Here is a 1,497-nt window from a genome sequence, read left to right on the forward strand (position 1 = left end):
AGCCATGCAGCCACCATTTACAAGTGGGCGCAGGAGGACGCTGCCAAAGGCAAGGCTGCCCCGAAACAGGGCATACCCGATTATTCATGTAAGGAGGGCGAGAGCTTATGAAAAACGAGATTGAAGCTATGATTACGGACATTACAACCACTACCGCCGAAGCGGAGGACTACACAGGCGAGGACGGGCTTTTATACTGCGGCAAGTGCCATACGCCCAAAGAAGCCTACTTTTCAAAAGAAACCGCCCAATGGTTAGGGCATGACCGACACCCGGCAGAGTGCGACTGCCAACGGGCAGCCCGTGAAAAACGGGAAGCCGCTGAAAGCCGACAGAAGCACCTTGAAACAGTGGAGGACTTGAAACGCCGGGGATTTACCGACCCTGCTATGCGGAATTGGACATTTGAGCATGACAACGGCAGAAACCCGCAGACCGAAACCGCCCGCTTTTATGTGGAGAGCTGGGAAACCATGCAGGCTGAAAATATCGGCTACCTGTTTTGGGGCGGCGTGGGGACAGGAAAAAGCTACCTTGCTGCCTGTATCGCCAACGCCCTTATGGAAAAAGAGGTTGCCGTTCGCATGACAAACTTTGCAACGATACTCAATGACCTTGCCGCCAGCTTTGAGGGCAGGAACGAATATATTTCCCGCCTTTGCAGCTACCCCCTGCTGATACTTGATGATTTCGGTATGGAGCGAGGGACAGAATACGGGCTGGAACAGGTTTACAGCGTGATTGACAGCCGTTACCGAAGCGGCAAGCCGCTGATCGCCACGACCAACCTCACGCTGGAGGAATTGCAGCACCCGCAGGACACACCCCACGCCCGTATCTATGACAGGCTGACTTCCATGTGCGCCCCTGTCCGCTTCACGGGCAGCAACTTCCGAAAGGAAACCGCACAGGAAAAGCTGGAACGCTTAAAGCAGCTGATGAAGCAGCGAAAGGAGAGCCTATGACAGAAACGAAACAGACAAGCACCACCAAAACAGACCGCCGCCCGGACTGTGTAACGGAAATCCGCATGGGCAACTCCGTCCTTACCGTTTCCGGCTTCTTCAAGCAGGGCGCAACCGACACCGCAGCCGACAAGATGATGAAAGTGCTGGAAGCGGAAGCTGCTACACAAAAAACGGCGATTTGACCGACCATAAAGAAGCAGATTTGACGCTTTTGCCGCTATACAGACAGCCGCCCCATGTGGTACAATCAAGGTACGGAATAGTGGGGCTGGCTGTCGGAAACGGAGGATTTTATGTTAAGACAGACCAACCAACAACCAATTACCGCCCTTTACCCAAGACTTTCCCATGAGGACGAGCTGCAAGGCGAGAGCAATTCCATTTCCAATCAGAAGCGTATCCTTGAAACCTATGCAAAGCAGAACGGCTTTTCCAATCTGCGCTGGTACACGGACGACGGTTATTCTGGTGCGAACTTTCAAAGACCCGGTTTTCAAGCCATGCTTGCGGACATTGAAGCCGGAAAAGT

Annotated in this window: 3 protein-coding genes and 1 pseudogene; all 4 read left to right on the forward strand. The window is 53.3% G+C overall.

Annotation, left to right across the window (positions count from 1 at the left end; genetic code table 11):
• Window positions 1-111: pseudogene (locus DWX73_RS14225) on the forward strand (adaptin-ear-binding coat-associated protein); the annotation flags it as partial.
• Window positions 108-965 (forward strand): ATP-binding protein, encoded by an 858-nt coding sequence (locus tag DWX73_RS13260; protein ID WP_012744301.1) that lies wholly within the window; start codon window positions 108-110, stop codon window positions 963-965. The pseudogene DWX73_RS14225 and the gene DWX73_RS13260, both read left to right, overlap by 4 nt.
• A complete protein-coding gene (locus DWX73_RS13265; protein ID WP_002569233.1) occupies window positions 962-1,150 on the forward strand; it encodes a transposon-encoded TnpW family protein in 189 nt (62 codons plus the stop codon). Before DWX73_RS13260 ends, DWX73_RS13265 begins: the two co-directional genes overlap by 4 nt.
• Window positions 1,151-1,261: 111 nt before the next feature.
• Window positions 1,262-1,497, forward strand: a 236-nt coding sequence (locus DWX73_RS13270) for a recombinase family protein (RefSeq protein WP_118349127.1), incomplete at its 3' end; no start/stop codon positions are given.

Source organism: Coprococcus sp. AF21-14LB (assembly GCF_003458885.1).
In the GTDB taxonomy this organism is placed as follows: Bacteria; Bacillota; Clostridia; order Lachnospirales; family Lachnospiraceae; genus UBA9414.

What these genes read in the sequence shown, in the direction of transcription:
- DWX73_RS13260 (WP_012744301.1), top strand. Translation starts at nt 108, where the DNA reads ATGAAAAACGAGATTGAAGCTATGATTACGGACATTACAACCACTACC.
- DWX73_RS13265 (WP_002569233.1), top strand. Translation starts at nt 962, where the DNA reads ATGACAGAAACGAAACAGACAAGCACCACCAAAACAGACCGCCGCCCG.